Genomic DNA, 25,697 nt, shown 5'->3' with positions numbered 1-25,697 from the left:
CCTCAGGCGACGACGGCGTCGCCGATTGCCAAGGCCTCGTCGATGACCGCCAGGCCGCGGCGCGCCTCGTCGTCGCTGATGACGCACGGCGGCACGACGTGGATGCGGTTGAAGTTGGCGAACGGGAGCATGCCGGCCTTCTTGCACGCCGCGATGATGTCGTTCATCGCCGGGCTGCTGCCGCCGTAGGGCGCGAGCGGCTCGCGCGTCTCGGGATCGGCGACGAGCTCGATGGCCCAGAACGCGCCGAGGCCGCGGACCTCACCGACGCAAGCGTGCCGCTCGGCGATCTCGGCGAGGCCGGGTCCGAAGATCTCGGTGCCCAGGCGCGCAGCGTTCTCGACGATGCCCTCCTGGGCCATGGTGGTGATCGTGGCGACCGCCGCAGCGGCGGCGAGCGGGTGGCCCGAGTAGGTCAGGCCGCCGGGATAGGCGCGATGCGCGAACGTCTCGACGATCGCGTCACTGATGATGACGCCGCCGAGCGGCACGTAGCCGGAGTTGACCCCCTTGGCGAACGTGATGAGGTCCGGCACGACGTCGAAGTGGTCGATCGCGAACCAGGCGCCCGTACGACCGAAGCCGCTCATGACCTCGTCGGCGATCAGCATGATGCCGTGCTCGTCGCACAGCGCCCGGACGCCGGCGAGGTAGCCCGGAGGCGGCACCATGATGCCGGCGGTGCCGGGAATCGTCTCGAGGATGATCGCCGCGATCGTCGCCGGACCCTCGTTGCGGATCACGTGGTCGAGGTGCTGCAACGCGCGCTCGCACTCCTCGGCCTCCGTCGTCGCGTGGAACTCCGAGCGGTAGAGGAACGGCCCGAAGAAGTGCACCGTGCCCGCCGACGCCGAGTCGCTCGCCCAGCGCCGAGGGTCGCCCGTCACGTTGATCGCCGTCTGGGTGCCGCCGTGGTACGACCGGTAGGTCGACAGGACCTTGGGCCGCCCGGTGTGCAGCCGGGCCATGCGGATCGCGTGCTCGTTGGCGTCGGCGCCACCGTTGGTGAAGAAGACGCGCTCCATGCCGTCGGGTGCGCGCTCGGCGATGAGCCGGGCTGCCTCCGAACGAGCGGCGTTGGCGAACGGCGGGCCGATGGTGCAGAGCGTGGCGGCCTGCTCCTGGATCGCCGCGACGACCTTGGGATGCTGGTGCCCGATGTTGGTGAACACGAGCTGACTCGAGAAGTCGAGGTAGCGCGTGCCGTCCTCGTCCCACACCTCGCTGCCGGACGCGCCGGCGATGACCATGGGGGAGAGCTCGGCCTGCGCGGACCAGGAGTGGAACACGTGGGCGCGGTCGAGGTCGTACGTGCGGCTCATCGGGGGCACTCCTTGGGTCGTTGCGTTGTCAGCTTGCGGGGTTTCGAGGCTTCGGCCGCGGGCGCCTACGCTCCTCGACCGGCGGCGGCCGGCTCCCTAGTCATGGGTGGGGAACGCGAGCTCGAGGCCTCCGGTCGGCGAGACCGCCGGATCGGCCCAACGGCTCGTGATCACCTTGCCACGCGTGAAGAAGTGGATGCCCTCGACACCGTGCGCGTGCGTGTCGCCGAACAGCGAGTTCTTCCAGCCACCGAACGAGTAGTAGGCCATCGGCACGGGGATCGGCACGTTGATGCCGATCATGCCGACCTCGACGTCGACCTCGAACTTGCGGGCGGCGCCGCCGTTGTTGGTGAAGATCGCGACGCCGTTGCCGTACGGGTTGGCGTTGATCAGCTCGACGGCCTCGTCGTACGTCTCGGCGCGGACGACACTGAGCACCGGGCCGAAGATCTCCTCGGTGTAGATGCTCATGTCGGGCGTGACGTGGTCGAACAGCGTCGGGCCGAGCCAGAAGCCGTGGTCCTCGCCGTCGACGGGCGACTCGCGGCCGTCGATCACGAGCTTGGCGCCCGCAGCGTCACCGGCCTCGACGAACGAGGCGACGCGGTCGCGGTGTGCCAGCGTGACGAGCGGTCCCATGTCGGTGCCGCGTGTGCCGTCGCCGATGCGGAGGGTCTTGGTACGCGATGCGATCCGGTCGACCAGGTCGTCGGCGATCGGGCCGACGGCGACGACGACGCTGATCGCCATGCAGCGCTCGCCGGCGGAGCCGTAGCCGGCGTTGACCGCGGCGTCGGCCGCGAGGTCGAGGTCGGCGTCGGGCAGCACCAGCATGTGGTTCTTGGCGCCGCCGAGGGCCTGCACGCGCTTGCCGGCCTGGCTGGCGCGCTCGAAGACGTACCGGGCGATCGGCGTGGAGCCGACGAAGCTGATCGACTTGACGTCGGGAGAGTCCAGGAGCGCGTCGACGGCGACCTTGTCGCCCTGGAGCACGTTGAACACGCCGTCGGGCAGGCCGGCCTCCTTCCACAGCTCGGCGGTCCACAGCACGGCCGACGGGTCCTTCTCGCTGGGCTTCACCACGACGGTGTTCCCGGCGCCGATCGCGATCGGGTAGAACCACATCGGCACCATGGCCGGGAAGTTGAACGGGCTGATGATTCCGACGACGCCGAGCGGCTGGCGCTTGGAGTGCAGGTCGACGCCGGTCGAGACACCCTCGGAGTGCGAACCCTTGAGCAGGTGCGGCATGCCGCAGGCGAACTCGACGACCTCGAGCCCCCGCGAGACCTCGCCGAGCGCGTCCGAGAGCACCTTGCCGTGCTCGGCCGTGATGATCGCGGCGAGCTCTTCCTTGCGCTCGTTGAGCAGCTCGCGGAAGCGGAACAGCACCTTGGTGCGGGTCGTCAGCGATGCCGAGGCCCAGCCCGGGGCGGCGGCCTTGGCTGCGGCGATGACCCGCGCGGCGTCGGCCTCGTCGGCGAAGGCGACCTGTGCGGTGACCTCACCGGTGGCCGGGTTGGTCACGTCGCCGAAGCGCCCGGAGCTGCCGATGTGGATGCTGTTGTCGAGCCAGTGCCCGATGACCTTCTTTTCGCTCATGCTCTGAATCCTGCGCCCGTAGAGGCCCGTGAGCAATGGGCATGGTGTCGTCGAATCTGCTGAACGGCTTACACAGTGTCAACTAGGCTCGGTGCATGATCCCGACCATCCGCTCGATCCTTGCGGGACCCGCCGTGCAGGCGGGCGAGCCCGAGGTGCTGAGCGGATCGACCCGCCTGGACCGCCCGGTCCGGTGGGTCCACGTCAGCGAGGTGCGCGAGGTCGCCGATCTGCTCGAGGGCGATGAGCTCCTGCTGTCGACCGGGCTGGCGATGCGTGGCGCCGCAGAGGAGGCCGCGGACTACGTGTCGGCCCTGATCGAGGCCGGGGCGGCCGGTCTCATCGTCGAGCTGGGCGAGCATCTGCGATCGATGCCGCCAGCTGCGCTCGAGTGCGCCCGGGCCGCCGAGTTTCCCCTCATCGTGCTCCACCATCAGGCGCGCTTCGTCGTGATCACCGAGGAGGTGCACCGCGGCATCGTGGCGGATCGTTTCGACTTCGTACGCTTCGCCCAGGACGTGCACGAGACGTTCACCGCGCTGAGCCTCGACGGAGCAGGGGTCGATGAGCTCCTACGAGCGGGTGCCGAGATGGCCGGTTCGTCGATGGTGCTGGAGGACCTCAACCGGCGTGTGGTGGCGTTCCACGCCATCGGCCGCCCTGCGGAGGGGCTGCTCGCCGACTGGGAGCGTCGATCGAGGCTCTGTCCGCGGCGCGAGGGCACGGGGCTCGCGGGCCTCGAGGGCTGGTTGACGACCGCGGTGGGCACTCACGGTCACGAGTGGGGTCGACTCGTCGTGCCCAATCCGGCGGCTGACCAGCAACGGCTCGGCATGCTCGTGGAGCGCGTGGCCCAGGCGGTGGAGCTGTCCCGCATGATCGAGCGCGACCAGCAGTCGGTGCAGCTCCAGGCCCAGGGCGGCTTCCTCAGGGAGCTGCTGGAGGGACGGCTGGGCGAGGAGTCGGCCGCCCTGACGCGTGCGCGGGCGCTCGGACTGGCGCCCGGCAGCTCGTACGTGGGTGCGGCGGTCCAGGCCGACACCGCCACGGGGGAGGCGGCAACCGTGCACCGCGCGCAACGACGGCTCGGCGAGCGGGTGTCCAAGGCGTTGATCGCCTCGCGGCAGTCCGCGATCGCCGGCGTGCTCGGAGACGACCAGGTCGTCCTGCTGCTCTCGGTGCCGCCGCGATCGACCGAGGACGCCGTGCTGACGGCGTTCGCCGATGCCCTGCGGCTCGACGCCGGCCATGACGCGGTGACGATCGGTGCGGGCGCCGCAGAGCCGGACCTGCTCTCGACGAACCGGTCGCTGCGGACCGCGCAGCACGTCGCGAGGGTCGCGCACGAGGCGCTTGCGCCCGGACCTGCGTACTTTCGCCAGGCCGACATCCGACTGCATGGCCTCATCGCGCAGCTCCACGACGATCCGCGGGTCCAGTCCTTCGTCGAGGCCGAGCTCGACCCGCTGCTGGCGTACGAGGCCCGGCACGGCGGTGGATTGTTGGACCTGTTGCGGCAGTACCTCGCGGCCGGCGGCAACAAGTCGCGGCTGGCGCGGACGTCCCACCGCAGCCGGCCGGCGCTCTACGCCAAGCTCGCGCAGATCGAGAGCGTCCTCGGCGTACGCCTCGACGATCCCTCGTCGCAACTGTCCCTCGGCGTCGCGATGATGGCCCACGACCACGCTCGGTGACGTTCAACCGGCCCGCCGCCGATCCGGGATCAGCGGCGGGCCGGAGGGCCTGGCTCAGCTGGCGAAGTCGGCGGCGTGGTCCTGCGCCCACTCGGCGAGCGTTCGGGCCGGGCGGCCGGTCAGCGGTTCGGTCGAACGTACGACGTCGGGGCTGTCGACGGTGTCGGACCAGTAGTCCAGCAGCATCTTCACGATGCCGTCGGCGACGCCGTACTGCGCCATCTCCGCGCGGAACTCGTCGGGCGTGTTCTCGGTGAAGGTCAGCTCACGCCCGATCGCGGCACCGATCGCCGCGAGCTGCTCGGTGCGGCTCAACGCCTGCGGTCCGGTCATCGGGTAGATCTTGCCCTCGTGGCCCGGGCTGGTGAGCACGGCCGCGGCCGCGGCGGCGACGTCCGCCTCGTGGATCGGTGCCTGCGCCGACGTCGGGTAGGGCCCCGTGACGCCGCCGGTGTAGCGGATCGGCTGGGCCCAGGTCAGCAGGTTGTTGGCGAACGTCCCGGGGCGCAGGATCGTCCAGGACGTACCGCTGGCGCGGACGACCTCTTCGATCGCGGAGTGGTGCAGCTGGCTGAACGAGCCGTGGTCGCGCTCGTGCTCGAGTGCTGCGGCGAGCGAGGACAGCAGCACGAGCCGGGGCACCTGTGCTGCGGCCGCTGCCTCGACGAACGACGCGGCGCCGTCGGCCGCGAAGACGAACGCCGCGTCGACGTCCTTGAAGAGTCCGGCGGGCAGCTCGCCGCCGAAGTCGCCGGCGATGACGTCGACGGCTTCGGGCAGGTTCGCGGTCTCTGGGGTGCGGCTCAGTGCGCGGACCCGATGACCCGCGGAGAGCAGCTCGGAGACGAGGTGGCGACCGACCTGACCAGTGGCGCCGGTGACGAGGATGGTGTGCGGTGTGTGTGAGTTCATGACTTCAACATTTCAGGCATTGAGGCAAGATCCTTGCCGCAGTACGAGAGAATGTTCAGAACATGACGAATCCATCGGCACGACTCCTGCAACTCCTCAACCTGCTCCAGTCGCGTACGCGCTGGTCCGGACCCGAGTTGGCGACGCGCATGGGCGTCAGCGCGCGAACGCTGCGCTACGACATCGCCAAGCTTCGCGACCTCGGTTACGAGGTGCAGTCCGAGACCGGCGTCGTCGGCGGCTACGCGCTGCAGGCCGGCAGTGCGCTTCCGCCGCTCCTGCTGGAGGACGATGAGGCGGTCGCCATGGCAGTCGGGCTGCGGCTCGCGGCCGGAGGAACCGCCGGGGTCGGCGAGGCGGCTGTCACGGCCCTGGCCAAGCTGGAGCAGGTGCTGCCCTGGCGGCTGCGCGGGCGGATGAGCGCCCTGCGCACCTTCACCGACACCGCGGACAGGCGTGGCCCGGGCACTGAGCCGGCCGATGTGGTGTTCCTGACCGGCGCGTGCCGGGACCAGAGACGGGTCAGGTTCGACTACGCGGACCGCAAGGGCAACGTGACACAGCGGGACGTCGAGCCCTACCGGTTGGTGCAGTCCGGTGGCCGGTGGTACCTGTTGGCGTTCGATCCCGCACGGACTGACTGGCGGCATTTCCGGCTCGACCGGATGACCGTGAAGCAGCCGGCCGGTGCCCGGTTCCGGCCGCAGGTCGCGCCACCCTCGCAAGCTCTGGTCGAGAGCATGGATGCGATGTATCGGCGGCACTGGGCTGACGCAGTCGTGGCCGCACCGGCCCGGGTCGTGAGCGCGCGTCTCCCGGCAGTCGTACCCGTGGAGGTCGTCGACGACGATCGGTGCCGCGTGCGGGCGACCGGTGACACGGCCGACACCGTCGCCACGAACCTGTTGCTCATCGGCCAGGACTTCGTCATCGAGGACGGGAGCGCCGATGTGCTGGATGCCCTGCGGGTGCTGGCCATTCGGATCGCGGCCGCTGTCGAGCCGGCATCGAGCGACGCCCACTGAGGTTCATACCGACGTTACAAAAGATCATTCTCGTGAAACGTTCGTGCCATTCAATGTCTGGACGGGTCGCCTCCACGTGCTTAGAGTGAGCGCCTTACGACGGTCTGTGATCTGGGCCACAAGCGAGAGGGAAGCCAAGTGACGGTCATCAGAGCCGCGATCACGCAGACGACGTGGACGGGCGACAAGGAGTCGATGCTCGACAAGCACGAGCAGTTCGCGCGCGACGCCAAGGCCGACGGGGCGCAGGTCATCTGCTTCCAGGAGCTGTTCTACGGTCCCTACTTCGGCATCACCGAGGACAAGAAGTACTACCGCTACGCCGAGCCGGCCGACGGCCCCATCGTGCAGCGCTTCGCGGCGCTGGCCAAGGAGCTGTCGATGGTCATGGTCCTGCCGATCTACGAGGAGGACATCACCGGCGTCTACTACAACACCTCGGTGATCGTCGAGGCTGACGGCACGATCCTCGGCAAGTACCGCAAGCACCACCTCCCGCACCTCGACCGGTTCTGGGAGAAGTTCTACTTCCGCCCCGGCAACCTGGGCTACCCGGTCTTCGACACGTCGGTCGGCAAGATCGGCATGTACATCTGCTACGACCGCCACTTCCCCGAGGGCTGGCGCGAGCTCGGCCTCAACGGCGCTCACATCGTCTTCAACCCCAACGCCACCAAGCCGGGCCTGAGCAACCGGCTGTGGGAGGTCGAGGGGCCGTGCGCAGCGGTCGCCAACGGCTACTTCGTGCTCCAGCCCAACCGGGTCGGGCGCGAGGACAACGAGTACGGCGAGCTCGCCGTCGACTTCTACGGCACGAGCCAGGTCATCGACCCGCGCGGAAACTTCGTCGGCGAGCGCGGCTCGGGCACCGATGAGGAGATCCTCGTCCGCGACCTCGAGATGGACATGGTGCAGGAGATGCGCGACGACTGGCAGTTCTATCGCGACCGTCGTCCTGACTCCTACACCTTGATCGCCAAGCCGTAAGGAGGCCTCATGGCTACGACACTCATCACCGGCGGCACGGTCGTCACCGCGACCGGCCGCTCGGCGGCGGACGTCCTCGTCGACGGCGAGGTCATCGTCGCCGTCCTCGCGCCCGGATCCACGCTGCTGGGCAGCGACCTCGCGCGCACGGTCGACACCGTGATCGACGCGACCGGCAAGTACGTCATCCCCGGCGGCATCGACGCGCACACGCACATGGAGTTGCCGTTCGGCGGCACCGCGGCCTCCGACACGTTCGAGACCGGCACCCGCGCTGCTGCGTGGGGCGGCACGACGATGATCATCGACTTCGCCGTTCAGACGTACGGGCAGCAGGTCATGGACGGCCTCGCGACGTGGCACGACAAGGCCCGCGGCAACTGCGCGATCGACTACGGCTTCCACCAGATCATCGGCGACGTCAACGCCGACTCGCTCAAGGCGATGGACGGCCTGGTCGACGAGGGCATCACGAGCTTCAAGCTGTTCATGGCCTATCCCGGGGTGTTCTACTCCGACGACGCGCAGATCCTCCGGGCCATGCAGACGTCCGCCGAGACGGGCCTCATGACGATGATGCACGCCGAGAACGGACCGGCGATCGACGTGCTCGTCGAGCAGCTGCTGGCCCAGGGCAAGACCGATCCCTACTACCACGGCATCGCTCGCGCATGGCAGATGGAGGAGGAGGCGACGCACCGCGCGATCATGCTCGCCAACCTCACCGGCGCGCCGCTGTACGTCGTGCACGTCAGCGCCAAGCAGGCCGTCGAGCAGCTCGCCGCGGCCCGCGACAACGGGCAGAACGTGTTCGGGGAGACGTGTCCCCAGTACCTCTACCTGTCGCTGGAGGAACAGCTCGGCGCGCCGGGCTTCGAGGGTGCCAAGTGGGTGTGCTCGACGCCGTTGCGGTCCCGCGCGGAGGGCCACCAGGACCACATGTGGCAGAGCCTGCGGACCAACGACATCCAGATGGTGTCGACGGATCACTGCCCGTTCTGCATGAAGGACCAGAAGGAGCTCGGCCTGGGCGACTTCTCCAAGATCCCCAACGGCATCGGGTCCGTCGAGCACCGCATGGACCTCATGTACCAGGGCGTCGTCAGCGGCCAGATCACGCTCGAGCGGTGGGTCGAGATCACCTCGACGACGCCGGCCCGGATGTTCGGCCTCTACGGCAAGAAGGGCGTCATCGCGCCGGGCGCCGACGCCGACATCGTGATCTACGACCCCAACGGTCACACGTCGATCGGCTACGAGAAGACGCACCACATGAACATGGACCACTCCGCGTGGGAGGGCTTCGAGATCGACGGGCACGTCGACACCGTGATCTCGCGCGGCACGGTCGTCGTGGACGACAACGCGTACGTAGGCACCAAGGGCCATGGCCAGTTCGTCAAGCGCGACCTGTCCCAGTACCTCATCTAGCAGAAGGCTGACCATGGATTTCGGAGTCGTACTCCAGACCAACCCGCCCGCGTGGCGCACGGTGCAGCTCGCCAAGCTCTCCGAGGCGCACGGCTTCGACTACGTGTGGACGTTCGACAGCCACATCCTGTGGCAGGAGCCGTACGTCATCTACAGCGCGATCCTCGCCGAGACCAAGCGGATCGTCGTCGGCCCGATGGTGACCAACCCGGCGACGCGTGACTGGACCGTCACAGCGTCGGTGTTCGCGACGCTCAACGAGATGTACGGCAACCGCACGGTGTGCGGCATCGGTCGCGGCGACTCGGCCGTACGCGTCACGAACGGCAAGCCGTCGACGCTCAAGGAGGTCCGCGAGGCGACGCACGTGATCCGGGAGCTCGGCAGTGGCCGCGCGGTCGACTACAAGGGCTCGACCCTGCGGTTCCCGTGGACGACCAACACGTCGCTCGAGGTGTGGATCGCGGCGTACGGGCCGTTGGCGCTCAAGGCGGCCGGCGAGGTCGGTGACGGGTTCATCCTGCAGCTCGCCGACGTCGACATCACGAAGTGGATGATCCAGACCGTCCGCGACGCGGCGGCCAACGTCGGCCGCGACCCCGACTCGTTGGAGTTCTGCATCGCCGCGCCGATGTACGTCGGCGACGACTGGGCGCACATGCGCGAGCAGTGCCGCTGGTTCGGCGGCATGGTCGGCAACCACGTCGCCGACATCGTCGAGAAGTACGGGGCGGACGGCTCGGTGCCGCAGGCGCTGACCGACTACATCAAGGGCCGCGAGGGCTACGACTACAACGAGCACGGCCGCGCGGGCAACACGCATGCGGAGTTCGTGCCCGACGAGATCGTCGACCGGTTCTGCCTGCTCGGCACCGTCGAGGACCACGTCGCCAAGCTCAAGGCGCTCCAGGAGGTCGGCGTGACGCAGTTCGCGGGCTACCTCCAGCACGACAACAAGGAGGAGACCCTCCGGGTCTATGGCGAGTCGATCATCCCGCAGATCCGCGAGCACGTGACGGCGAAGGCGTGACCCGACGTAGCGCGCCCCTGGGGCGCCTGGCTCTCGGTGCCCTCGGCATCGCCGCGGTGATCGGGGTGTGGGAGGCCTACAAGGCGGTCGCCCCCGACACCGGCGTCGTCATCGGCGGCACCACGGTGCTGCCGCGGTCGTCCGACATCGCCATGCCGCACGTGTGGGACATGTTCTCGAGGCTGTCCGACCCCGTCATCGGCACGATCGGCGACACGATGTGGCAGACCGTGCTCGACGCGGGCCTGTTCACGCTCAGGATCGCGGCGTTCGGCTGGATCATCGGCGTCGTCGTCGGGTTCGCGCTGGCGCTGGTCATGCAACGCTTCACGATCGCCGAGGCAGCGGTCCTGCCGTGGATCGTGCTGAGCCAGACCGTGCCGCTCATCGCGATCGCCCCGCTCGTACGCCGTTGGGGCTCGCAGATCACGATCGGCGGCTTCGAGTGGCAGAGCGAGCACTCCGTGGCGGTCATCGCTGCCTACCTCGCGTTCTTCCCGGTCGCCGTGGGAGTGCTGCGTGGCCTCAAGGCGCCGGACGCGACCCACGTCGACCTGATGCACACGTACGGCATCGGCTGGTGGCGCACGCTGTTCAGCCTGCGCCTGCCTGCGAGCGTCCCGTTCCTGCTCCCGGCGCTGCGGCTCGCGGCGGCATCGGCGGTCATCGGCACGGTCGTCGCCGAGGTCTCGATCGGCCTCCGCGGTGGCGTGGGCCGCCTGATCATCGAGTACGCCCAGTCCGCCAGCAGCGACCCGGCCAAGCCCTGGGCGCCGATCTTCGCGGCGATCGCCGTCGGCCTGGTGGCTGCCGCGTTCGTCGGCCTGCTCGGCCTCGCCCTCAAGCCCTATCGACGTTCGGAGATCCCAGCATGAGTTCAGCAGTAGAGGTCCGTGCGGTCAGCCGTACGTTCGGGGGTCGCAAGGGTGCGTCCGTCACGGCTCTGGAATCGGTCGACCTCAGCGTCGCGCCGGGGGAGTTCGTGTCGCTGATCGGTCCCAGCGGCTGCGGCAAGAGCACGCTCCTGCGGCTCATCGCCGACCTCGACACCCCGACCTCCGGCGAGCTCAGCGTGTTCGGCAAGCCGGCCCGTCAGGCGCGCGTCGACCAGGACTACGGCATCGCGTTCCAGCAGGCCGGACTCCTGCCGTGGAAGACCGTGACCGGCAACATCGAGCTGCCGCTGGCGCTCCACGGTGTCGGCCGCTCGGAGCGCAAGGCCCGGGTCTCCGAGCTGCTCGAGCTGATTGGCCTGACGGACTTCGCCGGGCACTACCCCGACCAGCTGTCCGGCGGCATGCAGCAGCGCGTGGCGATTGCCCGGGCGCTCGCCGAGAGCCCCAAGCTCCTGCTGATGGACGAGCCGTTCGGCGCCCTCGACGAGATGACTCGTGAGCGCATGCAGAACGAGCTCGTCCGCATCTGTGCCGAGACCCAGGCCGCCGTCGTGTTCGTGACGCACTCGATCCCCGAGGCGGTGTTCCTGTCCGACCGCGTCGTCGTGATGTCGCCGCGTCCGGGCCGCATCACCGACGTCATCGACGTCAGCCTGGGCGGACCGGCCGAGCGTGACGACTCGCTCCGTGAGGACGAGGCGTTCTTCCGGGGCGTCGCCAAGGTGCGCGAGGCACTCCACGGCGTACCTGTCGCCGGTGCGCGAGGGGTCGACACCCGATGAGCGCGACAACGGCGACGATCCCCGAGCGGGCGCTGGCGCGCGGGTCGGCCTATCGCACGGTCGTCGCCCCGATCGTCCTCGGCGTCGCGATGCTCGGGCTGTGGCAGGGCGTCGTCGATGGCTTCGGCATCGAGCAGTACATCGTGCCGACCCCGACCGACATCTGGCACGAGATCACCGACAACCTCGGCTCGATCGTCGACGGCTCGGTCAGCACCGGCGTCAACGCCCTGATCGGGCTCGTCGTCGGCGCGCTGGTGGGCATCCTCGGCGCGATCATCGCCGGCGTGTGGCGCATCTTCGACACGATCGTGGCACCCCTCGTCGCGGCCCTCGCGGTCATGCCGATCGTCGCGTTGGCACCCGTGCTCTACACGATGTACGGCGCCGACAAGGAGACCGCTCGCCAGATCGTCGCGGCGGTCGCGGTCATCGTGCCGGTCTACATCAACACCCTGCGCGGCCTGCGCCAGGTGCGGCCGGTGCACCGCGACCTCATGCGGGTCTATGCCGCGTCCGCCCGCCAGCAGCAGTTCGCGGTCACGCTGCCGACCGCTGCGCCGTACGTGTTCACGGGGTTGCGCGTCGCGTCGTCGCTCGCGGTGATCTCGGCGCTGATCGCGGAGTACTTCGGCGGTCCGATCGGCGGCCTCGGCAAGTCGATCACCTCGTCGGCGGCCAGCAGCAACTACGCACTGGCCTGGGCGTACGTCTTCGGCGCGATCGTGCTCGGCCTCGTGTTCTACTGCGCGGCCCTCGCGGTCGAGATGTTCTTCACGCGGCACCGTTCGACCCCCTGATCGTCCGCCCGTGACCCACGGGCGGCCTGCAGCACCATCAACAAGGAGAATCGATGAAGCACAACATGCGGAAGTGGGCAAGGGTCGCCGCCATGGTGGCTGCGGCATCGCTGGTCCTGAGCGCCTGCGGGGGCGGGAGCGACAGTGACGGCGACTCAACGAGCGGTGACCTGAAGCAGGTCAAGCTCCAGCTGCAATGGGTGCCGCAGGCACAGTTCGCCGGCTACTACGCGGCGGTCGCCCAGGGCTACTACAAGGACGAGGGGCTCGACGTCCAGATCGTCGAGGGCGGCGCCGACATCGTGCCGCAGGACGTGCTGTCGGCCGGCGACGTGGACTACGCGATCTCGTGGGTCCCCAAGGTGCTGGGCTCGATCGAGAAGGGCGCGAAGATCACCGACGTGGCCCAGATCTTCGAGCGGAGCGCGACGACTCAGATCTCGTTCAAGGACAAGAACATCACGAGCCCGGCCGACCTCAACGGCAAGAAGGTGGGCAGCTGGGGCTTCGGCAACGAGTGGGAGCTCTTCGCCGGCATGCAGAAGGACAACGTGGGGGTCAAGGACGTCAAGCTCGTGCAGCAGGCGTTCGACATGAACGGCTTCCTCGCCGGTGACATCGACGCCGCCCAGGCGATGACCTACAACGAGTACGCCCAGGTGCTGGAGACCAAGAACCCCAAGACCGGCAAGCTCTACACGCCCGAGGACCTCAACGTCATCGACTGGAACGACGTCGGCACGGCGATGCTGCAGGACGCGATCTGGGCACAGACCGACAAGCTGAAGGACAAGGCGTACGCGGACCAGACGACCAAGTTCATCAAGGCGTCGATCAAGGGCTGGGTCTACGCGCGGGACAACCCCGAGGAAGCAGCCAAGATCGTCACGGCCGCGGGCTCGCAGCTCGGCGAGAGCCACCAGCTGTGGATGACCAACGAGGTCAACAAGCTGATCTGGCCCTCGACGCACGGCGTCGGTGTGATCGACGAGGCGGCCTGGAAGCAGACAGTCGACATCGCGCTCGGCACCAAGAACGAGACCGGCGCGACGATCATCTCCAAGGCGCCCCCGGCGTCGGCGTACTCCAACACGTACGTCGAGGCGGCGCTCAAGGAGCTCAAGGCCGAAGGGGTCGACGTCGACGGCAAGGGCTACAAGCCGATCGACGTGACGCTCAAGGAGGGCGGCAAGTAGCCGTTCGCCCTGCCACGACCGGCGTCGTCCCTCCGCGGGCGGCGCCGGTCGTGCGTCCGGACGGTGGGAACGGGGCGTGCGTCACCGGGCTACGCTTGTTGAGCGATGAACAACCTCGAACGAGTGGCCTACCTCGACCATGCGGCAACCACGCCGATGGTCCCTGAGGCGATCGCCGTGATGGCCGAGGAGCTGGCCCGCACGGGCAACGCGTCGTCGCTGCACGCGTCCGGGCGGGATGCCCGTCGTACGGTCGAGGAGGCGCGCGAGCTGATCGCCGAGCGCTTCGGCGCGCGGCCCAGCGAGGTGGTGTTCTGCTCCGGCGGCACCGAGGCCAACAACCTCGCGATCAAGGGCCTCTACTGGTCGCGCCGGGCCCAGGACCCCGATCGCAACCGCATCGTGTTCAGCTCGATCGAGCACCACGCGCTGCTCGACCCCGTCACGTGGCTCGCCAAGCACGAGGGCGCAGAGATCGACATGACGCCGGTCGACACCACGGGCCGCATCCTGGTCGACGAGCTGCGTGCCGCCGTCGAACGCGACCCGGCCTCGGTCTCAGCTGTCACGACGATGTGGGCCAACAACGAGATGGGCACGATCCAGCCGGTCTCCGACGTCGTGGACATCGCCCGCACGTACGACATCCCGGTCCACAGCGATGCCGTGCAGGCGGCCGGCTACGTGCCGCTCGACTTCGCCGCCAGCCAGCTCGACGCCATGACGATCACGGCGCACAAGCTGGGTGGTCCTGTCGGCGTCGGTGCGTTGCTGTTCCGCCGCGAGCTCGAGGCGACGCCGCTGCTGCACGGCGGCGGCCAGGAGCGCGACCTGAGGTCCGGCACGCTCAGCGTCCCGTTGATCGCCGCATTCGCCGCGGCCGTCGACGTCACGGTCGGTCGCCAGGCACAGACCGTCGACCGCATCGAGGCGCTGCGTCGCAGGCTCGTCGAGGGCATCGTGCGGGTAGTCCCCGACGCAATCGTCAACGGCGATCCGCAGCCCGGACCCGATCACCGACTGCCCAACATCGCCCATGTGACGTTCCCCGGGTGCGAGGGCGACGCGATGCTGATGCTGCTCGACGCGCAGGGCATCGAGTGCTCGACCGGCTCCGCCTGTGCCGCGGGCGTGCCCCAGCCCAGCCACGTCCTGCTGGCGATGGGCTACGACGACGTCGCCGCCCGGGGCTCGCTGCGGTTCAGCCTCGGCCACACCTCGACGGAGGCCGATGTCGACCGGCTGATCGAGGCGCTGCCCGCGGTGCACGAGCGTGCACAGCGCGCGTCGCTGGTCAGGGGCGGGTCATGAGGGTCATCGCCGCGATGTCCGGCGGCGTCGACTCGGCCGTCGCCGCCGCGCGAGCCGTCGACGCAGGTCACGACGTCACGGGTGTCCACCTGGCGCTCAGCCGCAACCCCCGGTCGTACCGGTCAGGAGCCCGCGGCTGCTGCTCGATCGAGGACGCCGGCGACGCCCGCCGCGCCGCCGACCAGCTCGGCATCCCGTTCTACGTGTGGGACATGAGCGAGGAGTTCGCCGACAACGTCGTCGACGACTTCATCGCCGAGTACACCGCCGGGCGTACGCCCAACCCGTGCCTGCGCTGCAACGAGAAGATCAAGTTCGCCGCCGTGCTCGACCGCGCCCTGGCGCTGGGCTTCGACGCCGTCGCGACGGGTCACTACGCGCAGCTCGAGACGGCGCCGGACGGCACGATCGAGATGCACCGCGCGATCGACATGGGCAAGGACCAGTCCTACGTGCTCGGCGTGCTGACGCAGGAGCAGCTCGCGCACTCGCTGTTCCCCCTCGGCGACACGACCAAGGACGTCGTACGCGCAGAGGCCGCGCGCCGGGGCATCCAGGTCGCCACCAAGCCCGACAGCCACGACATCTGCTTCATCCCCGACGGCGACAACGCCGGCTGGCTCGGCGAGAAGCTCGGCCCCAAGCCGGGCACGATCGTCGACGAGGACGGCACGGTGCTGCGCGAGCACGACGGGGCGTACGCGTTCACGATCGGGCAGCGGCGCGGGCTGCGGCTCGGCATCCCGGCTGATGACGGCAAGCCCCGGTTCGTGCTCGACATCGAGCCGGTCAGCGGCACCGTCACGGTGGGCTCACGGGAGTCCCTCGCGGTCGACGCGCTCGAGTGCATCAAGCCGCTGTGGTGCGGCACGCCCCCGTCCGGCTCGCTCGACTGCACGGTGCAGCTGCGGGCGCACGGCGACGAGCACCGCGCGACGGTGCACGTGTCCGGCGACGACGTCAGCGTCGACCTCCACGACACGGCGAGCGGCATCGCGCCGGGCCAGGCCTGCGTCATGTACGACGGCACCCGCGTCGTCGGCTCCGCCACCATCAGTCGTACCGCCCGCGTGGCGGTGGGTTAGGTCGAACCGCCTCTCCGCGGCGGTGGCTCAGGTCGAACGCGGAGCTTTGCGGTTCGACCCAGCTCACCGCTCCACCCTCAGACGAAGGAATCACATGAGCATCGCCACCGGCATCGGCTCGATGCCGGGCACCGACTTCGCCGAGTCGCTCCGCCTCGTGATGGGCGAGGTCGGCGACTTCGCGTACGTGCCGGAGCTCCCCGCGCGAGGCGTCCACGCCGGGATGATCGGCCGTACGCTTGCGGTGCTCGAGGGGCTCGACGCCGACCTGCAGCCTGATGGCTGGCGCGTCGGCGTGGGGGAGGGCGTCGACCAGCGACGAGCACGATCGCTGCTGGCGCAGGACCTCGACGTCGCCGAGGAGCTCGCCGGTACGCACCAGGGACCGCTCAAGCTGCAGGTCACCGGCCCGTTGACCCTCGCCGCTTCGGTGGAACGACCTCGCGGCGACAAGATGCTCGCCGACCACGGCGCCCGGCGCGAGATCGCCGAGTCACTCGCCGAGGGCCTCCGCTCGAACGTCTCCGACGCACGCAGGCGATTCCCGGATGCCGAGCTCGTCGTGCAGGTCGACGAGCCGTCGATCGTCCCCGTGCTCACCGGTGGCATCCCGACCGCCAGCGGGTTCTCGCGGCACCGCAGCGTGCACCCGCCTGAGGCCGACGCCCTGCTGCGCCTCGTCACGGGAGCGATCACCGACGCCGGAGCACGCCCCGTCGCGCACTCCTGCGCGCCGGACGTACCCGTCGAGCTGCTCGCCGGCGCGGGCTTCACCGCGATCTCGTTCGACCTCTCTCTCGCCCGGCCCGACGACATCTGGGCCGAGTCGTTCGAGCAGGGCACCGACCTGTGGCTTGGTGTGGTCCCCTCGACGGACAGGACAGGTGTCACCGACACGGCGCTGGTGACCCGCATCGCGGCGTTCTTCGGCCGCTTCGGGTTCGACGAGGAGGCGTACGCCGAACGGCTCGTGGTCACGCCGACGTGCGGCCTGGCGGGCGCCTCACCGGCATGGGCCCGTGAGGCCCTGGGGCTGGCGCAGCGCGTGGCCGCGGGCTGATCAGCGGCGGGGCTGGTCCATCGCGACGTCCTTGGTCGCGGGGTCGACGCGCACCTTGATCGTACGGCCGATCGCGAAGTCCGGGAGCTTCACCGGACTGATGGGCACGACGGTCGTGGTCTCGAACCCCGGCACGCCCTCGGCGTCCTCGATCCGCAACGTCAGGCGGACCATCAGGAAGATCGAGCTGACCCGGTTGCCGGTGTCGTACGTGTCGAGCACGACGGCTGTCGAGGGCCTGCCCTCGGCGATGACGCGCTCGGTCGTGCCGGCCTTCGTCGCGAGCCGCACGATGAACCGTTGGAGCACGAAGACCGCCACCGTCGACACCACGACCAAGAGCAACACGAATCTCATGCAGTGAGCCTAGGCGACAGCCTCTCCGCCGCGCCGAGTGTCCCCGCGCGGCGATAAAGTCGAGCCATGGCGACCGATGACGACCTGAGGCAGCGGCACAAGGAGCTCGCCGAGACGATCGAGGAGCATCGGCAGCGCTATCACCGCGACGACGCGCCGGTCATCTCCGACTACGACTACGACCAGCTGATCCGCGAGCTCGAGGGCCTCGAGGAGCAGCTGCCCGAGCTCCGCACGCCCGACTCGCCGACGCAGCAGGTCGGCGGCATGATCTCGTCGACGTTCGAGGCCTACGAGCACCGCGAGCGGCTCTACAGCCTCGACAACGCGTTCTCGATCGAGGAGCTCGAGAGCTGGCACGCCCGCATCCTCCGCGACGGCGTCGACAACGCCGAGTTCCTCTGCGAGCTCAAAGTCGATGGACTGGCGATCTCCCTGACGTACGAGGACGGCGTGCTGACCCGTGGCGTCACCCGCGGCGACGGGCGCGTCGGCGAGGACGTCACGGCCAACGTCCGCACGATCAAGGCCATCCCGCACCGGCTCAGGGCGACCGAGGACTACCCGGTCCCCGCCTACGTCGAGGTGCGCGGCGAGGTGTTCTTCCCGACCAAGGAGTTCGAGGAGTTCAACACCGCGTGGGCCGAGTCCGGCAAGACCCCGTTCTCCAACCCCCGCAACGCCGCTGCGGGCACGCTGCGCATGAAGGACTCGTCGGTCACCGCGAGTCGCCCGCTGTCGATGGTGTGCCACGGCCTCGGCTACCGCGAAGGGTTCACGCCCAAGCGGCAGAGCGAGGCCTACGACGCGCTCAAGGCGTGGGGCCTGCCGACCAGCGACCGCGCCAAGGTGCTGCCCGACCTCAAGGCAGTCGAGGAGTTCATCGACTACTACGGCGAGCACCGCCACGACGTCATCCACGAGATCGACGGCGTCGTGGTCAAGGTCGACCAGGTCGACCTGCAGCGGAGGCTCGGCTCGACGTCGCGCGCACCGCGCTGGGCGATCGCGTGGAAGTACCCGCCCGAGGAGGTCAACACCCGGCTGCTCGACATCCGGGTCAACGTCGGCCGCACCGGCCGGGTCACCCCCTACGGCGTCATGGAGCCCATCAGGGTCGCCGGATCGACGGTCGAGATGGCCACGCTGCACAACCAGCACGAGGTCAAGCGCAAGGGCGTGCTGATCGGCGACATGGTCGTGCTGCGCAAGGCCGGTGACGTGATCCCTGAGATCGTCGGTCCCGTTGTCGCGCTGCGCGACGGCACCGAGCGCGAGTTCGTCATGCCGACGGAGTGCCCGTCCTGCGGCACGCCTCTTGCACCGAGCCGCGAGGGCGACAAGGACATCCGGTGCCCCAACACCCGGTCCTGCCCCTCGCAGCTGCGCGAGCGGCTGACCCACGTCGGCGGCCGCGGCGCGTTCGACATCGAGGTGTTCGGTTGGGAGGGCGCGACCGCACTGCTCGACGCCGGGGTGCTGGTCGACGAGGGCGGCCTGTTCTCGCTGACTGCCGACCAGCTGCTCCAGGTCCCGCTCTACACCCGGCTCGCCAAGAAGGCCGAGCTCGCCGACGGTGCCGGCGAACGCGTGCTGAGCGCCAACGGCCTGGCCCTGCTCGACAACCTCGAGAAGGCCAAGACGCAGCCCTTGTGGCGCGTCCTCGTCGCCTTGTCGATCCGGCACGTCGGCCCGACCGCGGCCCGCGCGCTGGCGACGCACTTCGCCTCGATGGACGCGATCGAGGAGGTCGTGGGGACTGACGACGCCGTCCAGACCATCTCGGCGGTCGACGGCGTCGGCCCGACGATCGCTGAAGCCGTCGTCGAGTGGTTCGCCGTCGACTGGCACGCCAGCATCGTCCGCCAGTGGCGCGACGCCGGCGTACGTATGAGGGACGAGCGCGACGCCTCGATCCCGCGCACGCTCGAGGGGCTGACGATCGTGGTCACCGGGTCGCTCGAGCGGTTCACCCGCGACTCGGTCAAGGAGGCGATCATCGCCCGCGGCGGCAAGGCGTCGGGGTCGGTGTCCAAGAAGACCGACTACGTCGTGGTGGGGGAGAACGCCGGGTCCAAGGCCGACAGGGCCGAGCAGCTCGGCGTCCCGATCCTCGACGAGGCAGGGTTCGAGGAGCTCATCGCCGACGGCCCACCGGCGGCGCCCGCCGTGGAGTCCTGACGTGCCGTCGATCGCCGGGATCAACTACCTCGTGCGTGACGTCGACGAGGCGCTCACCTACTTCACGGTCGACCTCGGCTTCGACGTGCTCGAGGACGACGACACCCCCGGCCGCCGCCGGGTCGTGGTCGCCCCGCCTGGGGGCACGGGTGCGGCGCTCGTGCTCAAGCTCGCCGAGACCGACGAGCAGCAGGCTGCGGTGGGTCGGCAAGGCGGCGGCGTCGTGCTCTTCTTCCTCGAGACCGAAGACTTCGCGCGTGACCACGCCCGTATGCGCGACGCCGGGGTGCGGTTCCGCGAGGAGCCGCGCCACGAGGCGTACGGGTCCGTGGCGGTGTTCGAGGACCTCTACGGCAACGCGTGGGACCTCATCCAGCCCGCCTGACCGCCATACTGGTCGGATGCTGGAGATCCGCCCCAACTGCGAGTGCTGCGACCGTGACCTCGATCCGCTGTCGACCGACGTCCTGATCTGCACCTACGAGTGCACGTGGTGCCGCGACTGCGCCGACAACGTCCTGCGCGGCGTGTGCCCCAACTGCGGTGGCGAGCTCGTGCGCCGGCCGGTCCCGTCCGCGCTCCGGCTGGCGAGCGACCCGCCCTCGACCGCCCGCGTCTTCAACCCCGACTGCCTCACCGCCCACTCACGCTGAGCGTGACGAGTTACAGGCGACACGCCCGAGCGAGCCTGCAACTCGTCACTCCCAGCGAGGTCTAGGGGCGGACGTTGTGGTTGCCGGCGAACAGGTTGCCGGGGTCGTACTCGCGCTTGACCGCGCGAAGCCGTCGACGGGTCTCCGGCGGATAGATCGCGTCGACATCCGCTTCGGACGCTGACGACAGGAAGTTGCCGTACGCCCCGCTGACGTGCGGGGCGAGCTCCGCCCATGTGGCGTCGAAGCCGGGACGACGGGCAGCGATGACCGGCTCGGGCCCCACCATCGTGGTGACGAACATCAGCTCGGCCCGCCGGTGCGCGTACGCCGTGGCGTCGTCATCAACCCGGGCCACCGCGCCACCGACACTGCGGATGGCGATGACCGGCGATCCCTCAGCGGCACCCGTCTCGGCGAGGAGCCGGAGCACCTCCGGCACCGAGCCTGCGTTGACGAAGCCGCTGCGGGTCGCGATCTGGATGCCCGGCGGCGGGACCATGCCCTCCTCCAACGTCGCGGCGATCGGGACCAAGGCGACGGCGTCCTCGATCACCGTGCCGAGCGCGCGGATCGGGTCGATCGCCGCAGCGCCCGCGACCGGGTCGTCGCCGTCGAAGGCGACCCGGATCACCACCGGCGCCTGGGGTCCGCCGGCGAACGGGTTGGCCAGCTCGACCGTCGAGGTGAGGTCGTCCGGCGCCGTGCGCATGTACGCCGCCCAGCCTTGGAGCACCTCTGCCGCCTCGGATGCCGGGAACGCGATCCGGCCGAAGAACACGTCGGTGGTCTCGTGCGCGGCGAACTCGAGGGCAGTGACGATGCCAACGTTGCCGCCCCCACCGCGGACCGCCCAGAACAGCTCGTCGGCCTCGTCGGCGCTGGCGCGGATAAGCTCGCCGGACGCGATGACGACGTCCGCGGCGATCACGTGGTCGAGCGCCAGTCCGTGCTTCCTGACCTTCCACCCGATCCCGCCGCCCAGCGTGAGCCCGCCGACGCCGACGCTGCGTGAGTCGCCCGACGAGATCGACAGGCCGTGCGGCGCCAGCACCTCCGCGACCTGCCCCCACGTGGCGCCGGTGCCGATGCGTACGACATGCCGCTCCTTGTCGATGACCTCCACGTCGGCGAGGCGGCTGAGGTCGATGACGATCCCGCCGGCGTTGGTCCCGAACCCGGGGAAGCCGTGCCCGCCGCTGCGCACGGCCAGCGGCAGCTCGCCGTGCGCAGCGAACCTGACCGCAGCCTGAACGTCGGCGGCACTCGCGGGCCTCAGCACGTACGCCGGGGTGCCCTGCGCCAGGACCGTACGACTGGCCTGCTCGTACGCCGCGTCGCCGGGCTCGATGATGTCACCGCGGAACTCGCGGCGAAGGGTGTCGAGGGTCGTGCTCATGAGGTGCCTCCCGCAGAAATCTGGACTGGAACGCACCTCTGACGGACGGGGGCGCGGCGATGTGACAGCGCCCGTAGCATCGAGAGGTGCCTCCCCGCTCGCCGTTGCCGCCCCGTCATGGGCTCGGCGCCGCGTGGCTGCGCACCCCCGACCGGGATCAGCCGACCCCGGACCCGTGGCCGACGATGGGGGCCTGGCTGCGTGCCCGGCTCCCGGAGCGCGTCGACGTCGCCGGGATGCTCGCGGCCGAGCGTTTCGTCTACGACACCGGTCGGGCGGTCGGCGAGGAGCATCCCTACACGCCACACACGTTCGTCTGGTTCCACCGCGACCTGCCGGACGAGACGGACGTGCCGGGCACGCTGCACGTGCTGCACCAGGACGAGCGGCTGGTCGTCGTCGACAAGCCGGCGTTCCTGTCGTCGATCCCGCGGGGTCGGCACGTGCGACAGAGCGTCGTCGTACGCCTGAGGGACGAGCTCGGCCTGCCCGAGCTGTCACCGTTGCACCGGCTCGACCGGGTCACCTCGGGACTGCTGCTGCTCGCCACGGATCGCCGGTGGCGAGGCGGCTACCAGACGCTGTTCCAGGACGGCGAGGTCCGCAAGACGTACCGGGCGCTGGCTCCCGTGCGCGCGGACCTCGAGCTGCCCGTGGTGGTTCGCGACCACATCACGAAGCGCCGCGGCACGTGGCAGGCCGAGGTCGTGCCGGGCGCGCCGGTCAACGCCGAGACCCTCGTCGAGCTCGAATCAGTGGTCGGTGACCACGGGATCTACCGGTTGACGCCACGCACCGGTCGTACGCACCAGCTGCGCCTGCACCTGCACGGCCTGGGCATCCCGATCGTCGACGACCCGCTCTACCCGACGGTGCACGACATCGCGGTCGACGACTTCAGCCGTCCGCTGCAGCTCCTCGCCGCCGAGCTCGAGCTCACGGACCCGTTCGACGGCAGCCTGCGCCGGTTCGAGAGCGTACGTTCGTTGCCGCTGTGACCCGCTGGCTCAGGGGTCGGCGCGAATGCGGGCTGCGAACGCCGTGATCGACACGATCGCGAATGCGATGCCCCACCAGACGAGGCCGCCGGCCGCGGCATAGAGGGCGACCGTCACGAACATCATGACCTGCACGATGAATCGCGTCGGGTTGACCAGCCGCTTGTCGGAGGTCGGCGCCATCCACTGCGCCCAGATGCCGATCGCGACGAAGGCGAGGAACGCGCCGAGGGCCCAGCCCTTCCAGCCGCCGGCCATGCCGTGACCGGCGGCGACGAGCAGCACGATCATCGCGAGCTCGCACACGAACGCGAGCAGGTCCCAGGGGCCGACGTCCTGCGGTTTCTGCGGAGGCATGCCGAGCAGCCTAGATGCCGATCCGTTTGATGATGCTGTTGGCCAGGTCGGCGGGCCGCTCGTCGAGCAACCAGTGGGTCGCCCCCTCGACGATGTCCAGCTCGTACGGCCCACTGACCCAGCGATGGTTGATCTCGGCGCCCTTGCGGCCGAGCGCCACGTCGTGGTCGCTCCACACGTACGTCGTCGGCACCGTGATCTTCGTGCCGAGCTGTCCGGGGTTCGCCCGGAAGATCGAGCGGTAGTAGCCGAGCCCGCCGCGGAGTGCGCCGTGGTCGACGATCTCGGTGTGGAAGCGGGCGACCATCTCGCGCGTCATCCCGCCACCCCGCAGCATCGAGTCGGCGCGGCCGCTCGCCAGCATCCACTCGGGCAGCACCGGCAGCTGGAACAGCGCCATGTAGTACGACTTCAACGCCTGGCCGCTGGTGAACATCGACCGGATGAACGCGCCCGGGTGGGGCACCGAGGCAGCGGTCAACGTGGTGACCCGATCCGGGTGGTTGCCCGCGACGGACCAGGCGACGGCTGCGCCCCAGTCGTGGCCCACGAGGTGCACCGGCCCGGGCCCGATCGCGTCGATCAGGGCGAGGACGTCCGAGGTCAGGGCCGCCATGCCGTACGCGAACCGTGACTTCGGCCGGGCGCCGGGGGAGTAGCCACGCTGGTCCGGGGCGTACGTCCGCAGGCCGCGCGCGTGAAGGTGCTCGGCGACCGCGTTCCACGCCGAGGCCCGCTGGGGGAACCCGTGGAGCAGGACCACGGGCGTCCCGTCCAGCGGGCCGGTGTCGATGACGTCGAACGTGTGGGGGCCGTTGCGGAACTGGGTCAGTCTGGGCTCGGTCACCCCTCCATCATGTCAGAGAACGGGATTATCTGGATGTGCGCCGCCCGAAGAGCGAGCTGGCGGCCGGCACCGAGACCGCGAGGATGCCCACGCACCACGCGGCGGCGATCCAGGCCTGGTGGTCGATCGGGGTGCCCATCCAGAGGCCGCGCAACGTCTCGATGACCGGCGTGAGCGGCTGGTGCTCGGCGAACCCGCGCATCCACGACGGCATCGTGTCGGCCGGTACGAACGCCGTGCTGACGTACGGCAGGAACATCAGGATCATCGAGAAGCCGTTGGCCGCCTCGGGACTGCCGAGCAGGAGGCCGGCGGTCGCGGCGAGCCAGGAGATGGCGAGGACGAACAGCAGCACCACGCCGATCGAGGCGATCCAGTCGAGAGGCGACGCGGTGGGCCGCCAGCCGACCAGCAGGGCGACCCCGATCACGAGCGCCGTCGCGATGAGGTTGCGGACGACGCTCGCCACGATGTGGCCGACCATGACCGACGAGCCGTGGATCGGCATCGAGCGGAACCGGTCGACGATGCCGTTGCTCATGTCCTGCGCGACGCTGACCGATGTCGTGCCGGCACCGAATCCGGCGCACAGCAGGAGCAGGCCGGGCACGACGTAGTTGACGTAGTCGCCGCCGGTGTTCATCGCGCCACCGAAGACGTACACGAACAGCAGCATCAGGATCACCGGCAGCATCAGCGCCGTGAAGAAGGCCTCAGGGTCGCGGAACGACCTGCGGACGCTGCGCGTCACCATCACGCGCGAGTCGAGGACTGCGGTCGAGAGGGTCATGCTGCGCTCCGTTCGGTGAGGGTGAAGAACACGTCGTCGAGGCTCGGGTGCACCGTCGTGACCTTGCGCACGGCGAGCCCTTCGCGTTCCAGGCGGGCGAGGAGGGCAACGATCTCGGTAGGGGAGCCGTCGGTGGGCACCTCGACGCTCAGCAGCCGCTCGTCCGTACGTTCGGGGGAGAGGTGCGCGACCGCGCGGCCGTACGACTCGAGGTCGGCGAGCTCGATGCGCAGCAGCTCGCCGCCGATCGTCGACTTGAGCTCGGCGGCGGTGCCCTCGGCGACGATCGACCCGCCGTCGAGCACCGCGATGCGGTCGGCGAGCTGGTCGGCCTCCTCGAGGTACTGCGTCGTCAGGAGGATCGTCACGCCGTCGTCGACCAGCTGGCGCACGGTGCCCCAGACCTGCTCGCGGCTGCGGGGGTCGAGGCCGGTCGTCGGCTCGTCGAGGAACAGCAGCTCGGGCCGCTCGATCATGCTGATCGCCAGGTCGAGGCGCCGGGTCATGCCGCCCGAGAAGGTGCCGACGCGGCGGGCGCGGGCATCGACGAGGTCGAACTCGGCGAGCAGGTCCTCGACTCGCTGCCGGGCGAGCTTGCGGGGGAGGTGCCTGAGCTGGGCCATCATCAGCAGGTTCTCCTCGGCGGTCAGCACCTCGTCGACGGCGGCGTACTGACCCGTGAGGCTGATGACCTTGCGGACAGCGAGCGGGTCGCTCAGGAGGTCGTGGCCGGCGATCGTCGCGGTGCCGGAGTCGGGTGCCAGCAGCGTGGCGAGGATGCGGACGAGGGTCGTCTTGCCGGCGCCATTGGGTCCGAGCAGCGAGAACACGGACCCGGTGGCGACGGCGAGGTCGATGCCGTCGAGGACCACGTGGTCCCCGTATGTCTTGCGAAGTCCGGTGGCGTTAACTGTGTATGTCATACACGGAACTGTATATGACGTACACTGAAAGTCGCAAGCGGTGATCTGAAAGGGTG

The 25,697-nt window shown here is 69.6% G+C and carries 25 protein-coding genes; 16 read left to right on the top strand and 9 right to left on the bottom strand.

Annotated features, from left to right (window positions below; translation table 11 throughout):
* Positions 1-2: 2 nt before the first annotated feature.
* On the bottom strand, positions 3-1,322 hold the full coding sequence (locus tag ASC61_RS00485; RefSeq protein WP_082530358.1) for an aspartate aminotransferase family protein: 1,320 nt from the start codon (positions 1,320-1,322) through the stop codon (positions 3-5).
* Positions 1,323-1,418: 96 nt separating this feature from the next.
* On the bottom strand, positions 1,419-2,927 hold the full coding sequence (locus tag ASC61_RS00480; protein ID WP_056207814.1) for a CoA-acylating methylmalonate-semialdehyde dehydrogenase: 1,509 nt from the start codon (positions 2,925-2,927) through the stop codon (positions 1,419-1,421).
* A gap of 95 nt (positions 2,928-3,022) precedes the next feature.
* On the opposite strand from ASC61_RS00480, the gene ASC61_RS00475 reads away from it, so the two are divergent.
* Positions 3,023-4,621, top strand: a complete 1,599-nt coding sequence (locus tag ASC61_RS00475; RefSeq protein WP_056207809.1) for a PucR family transcriptional regulator — start codon at positions 3,023-3,025, stop codon at positions 4,619-4,621.
* A 54-nt stretch (positions 4,622-4,675) separates the two neighbouring features.
* On the opposite strand, the gene ASC61_RS00470 is transcribed toward ASC61_RS00475, so the two are convergent.
* Entirely contained in the window at positions 4,676-5,533 is an 858-nt protein-coding gene (locus ASC61_RS00470; protein ID WP_056207805.1) for an SDR family oxidoreductase, read from the bottom strand.
* 62 nt (positions 5,534-5,595) lie between these two features.
* Here ASC61_RS00470 and ASC61_RS00465 point away from each other — a divergent pair, with 62 nt between their 5' ends.
* The 11 genes from ASC61_RS00465 to ASC61_RS00415 all read left to right on the top strand — a co-directional run bounded on the left by ASC61_RS00465 (position 5,596) and on the right by ASC61_RS00415 (position 17,136).
* Positions 5,596-6,558, top strand: a complete 963-nt coding sequence (locus ASC61_RS00465; RefSeq protein ID WP_056207801.1) for a helix-turn-helix transcriptional regulator — start codon at positions 5,596-5,598, stop codon at positions 6,556-6,558.
* Positions 6,559-6,696: 138 nt separating this feature from the next.
* Positions 6,697-7,545 carry a nitrilase-related carbon-nitrogen hydrolase gene (locus ASC61_RS00460; RefSeq protein ID WP_082530357.1) on the top strand — a complete coding sequence of 283 codons (849 nt, stop codon included), beginning with the start codon at positions 6,697-6,699 and terminating at the stop codon, positions 7,543-7,545.
* Positions 7,546-7,554: 9 nt separating this feature from the next.
* Positions 7,555-8,976 (top strand): dihydropyrimidinase, encoded by a 1,422-nt coding sequence (gene hydA, locus ASC61_RS00455; protein ID WP_056207798.1) that lies wholly within the window; start codon positions 7,555-7,557, stop codon positions 8,974-8,976.
* 13 nt (positions 8,977-8,989) lie between these two features.
* Complete coding sequence (locus ASC61_RS00450) at positions 8,990-10,006, top strand: TIGR03842 family LLM class F420-dependent oxidoreductase (protein WP_056207796.1); 1,017 nt, start codon at positions 8,990-8,992, stop codon at positions 10,004-10,006.
* Positions 10,003-10,881 carry an ABC transporter permease gene (locus ASC61_RS00445; RefSeq protein ID WP_056207794.1) on the top strand — a complete coding sequence of 293 codons (879 nt, stop codon included), beginning with the start codon at positions 10,003-10,005 and terminating at the stop codon, positions 10,879-10,881. Before ASC61_RS00450 ends, ASC61_RS00445 begins: the two co-directional genes overlap by 4 nt.
* The gene (locus ASC61_RS00440) at positions 10,878-11,684 is read left to right on the top strand and encodes an ABC transporter ATP-binding protein (RefSeq protein ID WP_056207791.1); all 807 of its coding nucleotides are present in this window, start codon (positions 10,878-10,880) and stop codon (positions 11,682-11,684) included. Before ASC61_RS00445 ends, ASC61_RS00440 begins: the two co-directional genes overlap by 4 nt.
* On the top strand, positions 11,681-12,484 hold the full coding sequence (locus tag ASC61_RS00435) for an ABC transporter permease (protein WP_056207789.1): 804 nt from the start codon (positions 11,681-11,683) through the stop codon (positions 12,482-12,484). The genes ASC61_RS00440 and ASC61_RS00435 overlap by 4 nt, the downstream gene beginning before the upstream one ends.
* A gap of 53 nt (positions 12,485-12,537) precedes the next feature.
* Positions 12,538-13,680: an ABC transporter substrate-binding protein gene (locus ASC61_RS00430; protein ID WP_056207786.1), complete on the top strand. Its 1,143-nt coding sequence runs from the start codon at positions 12,538-12,540 to the stop codon at positions 13,678-13,680.
* 105 nt (positions 13,681-13,785) lie between these two features.
* Positions 13,786-14,991 (top strand): cysteine desulfurase family protein, encoded by a 1,206-nt coding sequence (locus tag ASC61_RS00425; RefSeq protein WP_200935358.1) that lies wholly within the window; start codon positions 13,786-13,788, stop codon positions 14,989-14,991.
* Positions 14,988-16,076 carry a tRNA 2-thiouridine(34) synthase MnmA gene (gene mnmA, locus ASC61_RS00420; RefSeq protein WP_056207781.1) on the top strand — a complete coding sequence of 363 codons (1,089 nt, stop codon included), beginning with the start codon at positions 14,988-14,990 and terminating at the stop codon, positions 16,074-16,076. Before ASC61_RS00425 ends, mnmA begins: the two co-directional genes overlap by 4 nt.
* Before the next feature lie 94 nt (positions 16,077-16,170).
* Positions 16,171-17,136: a methionine synthase gene (locus ASC61_RS00415; RefSeq protein WP_056207779.1), complete on the top strand. Its 966-nt coding sequence runs from the start codon at positions 16,171-16,173 to the stop codon at positions 17,134-17,136.
* Here the strand turns inward: ASC61_RS00415 and ASC61_RS00410 are convergent, their stop codons facing one another.
* Positions 17,137-17,493 carry a hypothetical protein gene (locus ASC61_RS00410; RefSeq protein ID WP_157439325.1) on the bottom strand — a complete coding sequence of 119 codons (357 nt, stop codon included), beginning with the start codon at positions 17,491-17,493 and terminating at the stop codon, positions 17,137-17,139.
* A gap of 66 nt (positions 17,494-17,559) precedes the next feature.
* On the opposite strand from ASC61_RS00410, the gene ligA reads away from it, so the two are divergent.
* Genes ligA through ASC61_RS00395 form a run of 3 tightly spaced genes read left to right on the top strand, consistent with a single transcriptional unit; the run spans position 17,560 to position 20,327 of the window.
* A complete protein-coding gene (ligA, locus tag ASC61_RS00405; RefSeq protein WP_056207774.1) occupies positions 17,560-19,674 on the top strand; it encodes an NAD-dependent DNA ligase LigA in 2,115 nt (704 codons plus the stop codon).
* A 1-nt stretch (position 19,675) separates the two neighbouring features.
* Positions 19,676-20,059 carry a VOC family protein gene (locus tag ASC61_RS00400; RefSeq protein ID WP_056207769.1) on the top strand — a complete coding sequence of 128 codons (384 nt, stop codon included), beginning with the start codon at positions 19,676-19,678 and terminating at the stop codon, positions 20,057-20,059.
* 16 nt (positions 20,060-20,075) lie between these two features.
* Positions 20,076-20,327, top strand: coding sequence for a DUF1272 domain-containing protein (locus tag ASC61_RS00395; RefSeq protein ID WP_056207767.1), 252 nt, complete (start codon positions 20,076-20,078; stop codon positions 20,325-20,327).
* Positions 20,328-20,388: 61 nt separating this feature from the next.
* Here ASC61_RS00395 and ASC61_RS00390 read toward each other — a convergent pair whose 3' ends face one another.
* Entirely contained in the window at positions 20,389-21,726 is a 1,338-nt protein-coding gene (locus tag ASC61_RS00390) for an FAD-binding oxidoreductase (protein ID WP_056207764.1), read from the bottom strand.
* Positions 21,727-21,911: 185 nt separating this feature from the next.
* On the opposite strand from ASC61_RS00390, the gene ASC61_RS00385 reads away from it, so the two are divergent.
* The gene (locus ASC61_RS00385; protein ID WP_235503600.1) at positions 21,912-22,724 is read left to right on the top strand and encodes a pseudouridine synthase; all 813 of its coding nucleotides are present in this window, start codon (positions 21,912-21,914) and stop codon (positions 22,722-22,724) included.
* A gap of 9 nt (positions 22,725-22,733) precedes the next feature.
* On the opposite strand, the gene ASC61_RS00380 is transcribed toward ASC61_RS00385, so the two are convergent.
* The 4 genes from ASC61_RS00380 to ASC61_RS00365 are packed head-to-tail and all read right to left on the bottom strand — an operon-like array spanning position 22,734 to position 25,641.
* Positions 22,734-23,081 carry a YrdB family protein gene (locus ASC61_RS00380; RefSeq protein ID WP_056207759.1) on the bottom strand — a complete coding sequence of 116 codons (348 nt, stop codon included), beginning with the start codon at positions 23,079-23,081 and terminating at the stop codon, positions 22,734-22,736.
* A gap of 10 nt (positions 23,082-23,091) precedes the next feature.
* Complete coding sequence (locus ASC61_RS00375) at positions 23,092-23,928, bottom strand: alpha/beta fold hydrolase (RefSeq protein WP_056207756.1); 837 nt, start codon at positions 23,926-23,928, stop codon at positions 23,092-23,094.
* Positions 23,929-23,953: 25 nt separating this feature from the next.
* On the bottom strand, positions 23,954-24,718 hold the full coding sequence (locus ASC61_RS00370) for an ABC transporter permease (RefSeq protein WP_056207753.1): 765 nt from the start codon (positions 24,716-24,718) through the stop codon (positions 23,954-23,956).
* The gene (locus tag ASC61_RS00365) at positions 24,715-25,641 is read right to left on the bottom strand and encodes an ATP-binding cassette domain-containing protein (RefSeq protein ID WP_056207750.1); all 927 of its coding nucleotides are present in this window, start codon (positions 25,639-25,641) and stop codon (positions 24,715-24,717) included. Before ASC61_RS00365 ends, ASC61_RS00370 begins: the two co-directional genes overlap by 4 nt.
* Between the last annotated feature and the right edge of the window lie 56 nt (positions 25,642-25,697).

The sequence above is a fragment of the Aeromicrobium sp. Root344 genome (assembly GCF_001425755.1).
GTDB lineage: Bacteria > Actinomycetota > Actinomycetes > Propionibacteriales > Nocardioidaceae > Aeromicrobium.
Note: the sequence above shows the minus strand (reverse complement) of the source record. Positions and strands in the feature narration are given on the sequence as shown.

What these genes read in the sequence shown, in the direction of transcription:
- ASC61_RS00485 (WP_082530358.1), bottom strand. Translation starts at nt 1,322, where the DNA reads ATGAGCCGCACGTACGACCTCGACCGCGCCCACGTGTTCCACTCCTGG.
- ASC61_RS00480 (WP_056207814.1), bottom strand. Translation starts at nt 2,927, where the DNA reads ATGAGCGAAAAGAAGGTCATCGGGCACTGGCTCGACAACAGCATCCAC.
- ASC61_RS00475 (WP_056207809.1), top strand. Translation starts at nt 3,023, where the DNA reads ATGATCCCGACCATCCGCTCGATCCTTGCGGGACCCGCCGTGCAGGCG.
- ASC61_RS00470 (WP_056207805.1), bottom strand. Translation starts at nt 5,533, where the DNA reads ATGAACTCACACACACCGCACACCATCCTCGTCACCGGCGCCACTGGT.
- ASC61_RS00465 (WP_056207801.1), top strand. Translation starts at nt 5,596, where the DNA reads ATGACGAATCCATCGGCACGACTCCTGCAACTCCTCAACCTGCTCCAG.
- hydA (WP_056207798.1), top strand. Translation starts at nt 7,555, where the DNA reads ATGGCTACGACACTCATCACCGGCGGCACGGTCGTCACCGCGACCGGC.
- ASC61_RS00450 (WP_056207796.1), top strand. Translation starts at nt 8,990, where the DNA reads ATGGATTTCGGAGTCGTACTCCAGACCAACCCGCCCGCGTGGCGCACG.
- ASC61_RS00440 (WP_056207791.1), top strand. Translation starts at nt 10,878, where the DNA reads ATGAGTTCAGCAGTAGAGGTCCGTGCGGTCAGCCGTACGTTCGGGGGT.
- ASC61_RS00435 (WP_056207789.1), top strand. Translation starts at nt 11,681, where the DNA reads ATGAGCGCGACAACGGCGACGATCCCCGAGCGGGCGCTGGCGCGCGGG.
- ASC61_RS00430 (WP_056207786.1), top strand. Translation starts at nt 12,538, where the DNA reads ATGAAGCACAACATGCGGAAGTGGGCAAGGGTCGCCGCCATGGTGGCT.
- ASC61_RS00425 (WP_200935358.1), top strand. Translation starts at nt 13,786, where the DNA reads ATGAACAACCTCGAACGAGTGGCCTACCTCGACCATGCGGCAACCACG.
- mnmA (WP_056207781.1), top strand. Translation starts at nt 14,988, where the DNA reads ATGAGGGTCATCGCCGCGATGTCCGGCGGCGTCGACTCGGCCGTCGCC.
- ASC61_RS00415 (WP_056207779.1), top strand. Translation starts at nt 16,171, where the DNA reads ATGAGCATCGCCACCGGCATCGGCTCGATGCCGGGCACCGACTTCGCC.
- ASC61_RS00410 (WP_157439325.1), bottom strand. Translation starts at nt 17,493, where the DNA reads ATGAGATTCGTGTTGCTCTTGGTCGTGGTGTCGACGGTGGCGGTCTTC.
- ligA (WP_056207774.1), top strand. Translation starts at nt 17,560, where the DNA reads ATGGCGACCGATGACGACCTGAGGCAGCGGCACAAGGAGCTCGCCGAG.
- ASC61_RS00395 (WP_056207767.1), top strand. Translation starts at nt 20,076, where the DNA reads ATGCTGGAGATCCGCCCCAACTGCGAGTGCTGCGACCGTGACCTCGAT.
- ASC61_RS00390 (WP_056207764.1), bottom strand. Translation starts at nt 21,726, where the DNA reads ATGAGCACGACCCTCGACACCCTTCGCCGCGAGTTCCGCGGTGACATC.
- ASC61_RS00385 (WP_235503600.1), top strand. Translation starts at nt 21,912, where the DNA reads ATGGGGGCCTGGCTGCGTGCCCGGCTCCCGGAGCGCGTCGACGTCGCC.
- ASC61_RS00380 (WP_056207759.1), bottom strand. Translation starts at nt 23,081, where the DNA reads ATGCCTCCGCAGAAACCGCAGGACGTCGGCCCCTGGGACCTGCTCGCG.
- ASC61_RS00370 (WP_056207753.1), bottom strand. Translation starts at nt 24,718, where the DNA reads ATGACCCTCTCGACCGCAGTCCTCGACTCGCGCGTGATGGTGACGCGC.
- ASC61_RS00365 (WP_056207750.1), bottom strand. Translation starts at nt 25,641, where the DNA reads ATGACATACACAGTTAACGCCACCGGACTTCGCAAGACATACGGGGAC.